We start from the raw sequence: 2,538 nt of genomic DNA, 5'->3' as shown, positions 1-2,538 counted from the left end.
GGGTTGCTCCTACTTCACATAGTTCATATGTGATAGTATACGTGCCACTTGGAGTGTTTGGAGCAACGGTTAAATTACCATTTGCATCAATACTCAATGGACCTGTAGTGATTGGTGTAACATCAGTATTGGTTGTCGTTACTGCTGCGCCGTTTAGTGTATCATTTGACAAGACATTGCCTCCTGTTGAAGCGATGGTATCATCATTAGCAACAATTAGGTTACCAACTACTACCGTAGCTATTGCTGTATCACAATTCGCTGGGGTTGCACCTACTTCACATAATTCATACGTAATGGTATACGTGCCACTTGGAGTGTTTGGAGCAACGGTTAAATTACCATTTGCATCAATACTCAATGGACCTGTAGTTATTGGTGTAACATCAGTGTTAGATGTACTTACTGCTGCGCCGTTTAGTGTATCATTTGATAATACATTGCCTCCTGTTGAAGCGATAGTGTCATCATTAGCAACAATTGGGTTACCAACTACTACCGTAGCTATTGCTGTATCACAATTCGCTGGGGTTGCACCTACTTCACATAATTCATACGTGATAGTATACGTGCCACTTGGAGTGTTTGGAGCAACGGTTAAATTACCATTTGCATCAATACTCAATGGACCTGTAGTGATTGGTGTAACATCTGTGTTCGATGTACTTACTGCTGCGCCATTTAGTGTATCATTTGACAAGACCTTGCCTCCTGTTGAAGCGATGGTATCATCATTAGCAACAATTGGGTTACCAACTACTACGGTAGCTACTGCTGTATCACAATTCGATGGAGTTGCGCCTACTTCACATAATTCATATGTGATAGTATACGTGCCACTTGGAGTGTTTGGAGCAACGGTTAAATTACCATTTGCATCAATACTCAATGGACCTGTAGTGATTGGTGTAACATCAGTGTTAGATGTACTTACTGCTGCGCCGTTTAGTGTATCATTTGATAATACATTGCCTCCTGTTGAAGCGATAGTGTCATCATTAGCAACAATTGGGTTACCAACTACTACCGTAGCTATTGCTGTATCACAATTCGCTGGGGTTGCACCTACTTCACATAATTCATACGTGATAGTATACGTGCCACTTGGAGTGTTTGGAGCAACGGTTAAATTACCATTTGCATCAATACTCAATGGACCTGTAGTGATTGGTGTAACATCAGTATTGGTTGTCGTTACTGCTGCGCCGTTTAGTGTATCATTTGACAAGACATTGCCTCCTGTTGAAGCGATGGTATCATCATTAGCAACAATTAGGTTACCAACTACTACCGTAGCTATTGCTGTATCACAATTCGCTGGGGTTGCACCTACTTCACATAATTCATACGTAATGGTATACGTGCCACTTGGAGTGTTTGGAGCAACGGTTAAATTACCATTTGCATCAATACTCAATGGACCTGTAGTTATTGGTGTAACATCAGTATTGGTTGTCGTTACTGCTGCGCCGTTTAGTGTATCATTTGATAATACGTTTCCGCCTGTTGAAGCGATGGTGTCATCATTAGCAACAATTGGGTTACCAACTACTACCGTAGCTATTGCTGTATCACAATTCGCTGGGGTTGCACCTACTTCACATAATTCATACGTGATAGTATACGTGCCACTTGGAGTGTTTGGAGCAACGGTTAAATCACCATTTGCATCAATACTCAATGGACCTGTAGTTATTGGTGTAACATCAGTATTGGTTGTCGTTACTGCTGCGCCGTTTAGTGTATCATTTGATAATACGTTTCCGCCTGTTGAAGCGATAGTGTCATCATTAGCAACTATTGGGTTACCAACTACTACTGTAGCTATTGCTGTATCACAATTCGCTGGGGTTGCACCTACTTCACATAATTCATACGTGATAGTATACGTGCCACTTGGAGTGTTTGGAGCAACGGTTAAATTACCATCAGCATCAATACTCAATGGACCAGAAGTTACTGGTGTAACATCAGTATTGGTTGTACTTACTGCTGCGCCGTTTAGTGTATCATTTGACAAGACATTGCCTCCTGTTGAAGCGATGGTGTCGTCATTAGCAACAATTGGGTTACCAACTACTACCGTAGCTATTGCTGTATCACAATTCGCTGGGGTTGCACCTACTTCACATAATTCATACGTAATAGTATACGTGCCACTTGGAGTGTTTGGAGCAACGGTTAAATTACCATTTGCATCAATACTCAATGGTCCGATAGTTATTGGTGTAACATCTGTGTTCGATGTACTTACTGCTGCGCCGTTTAGTGTATCATTTGACAAGACATTGCCTCCTGTTGAAGCGATGGTATCATCATTAGCAACAATTAGGTTACCAACTACTACCGTAGCTATTGCTGTATCACAATTCGCTGGGGTTGCACCTACTTCACATAATTCATACGTAATGGTATACGTGCCACTTGGAGTGTTTGGAGCAACGGTTAAATTACCATTTGCATCAATACTCAATGGACCTGTAGTGATTGGTGTAACATCAGTGTTAGATGTACTTACTGCTGCGCCGTTTAGTGTAT

1 protein-coding gene is annotated in these 2,538 nt (G+C 41.4%); it reads right to left on the bottom strand.

Translation table 11 applies throughout. From position 1 onward, the window contains the following. Nucleotides 1–2,538, bottom strand: a 2,538-nt coding sequence (locus FLAVO9AF_RS15255) for an Ig-like domain-containing protein (RefSeq protein ID WP_236552344.1), incomplete at both ends; no start/stop codon positions are given.

The sequence above is a fragment of the Flavobacterium sp. 9R genome, from assembly GCF_902506345.1.
In the GTDB taxonomy this organism is placed as follows: domain Bacteria; phylum Bacteroidota; class Bacteroidia; order Flavobacteriales; family Flavobacteriaceae; genus Flavobacterium.
Note: the sequence above shows the minus strand (reverse complement) of the source record. Positions and strands in the feature narration are given on the sequence as shown.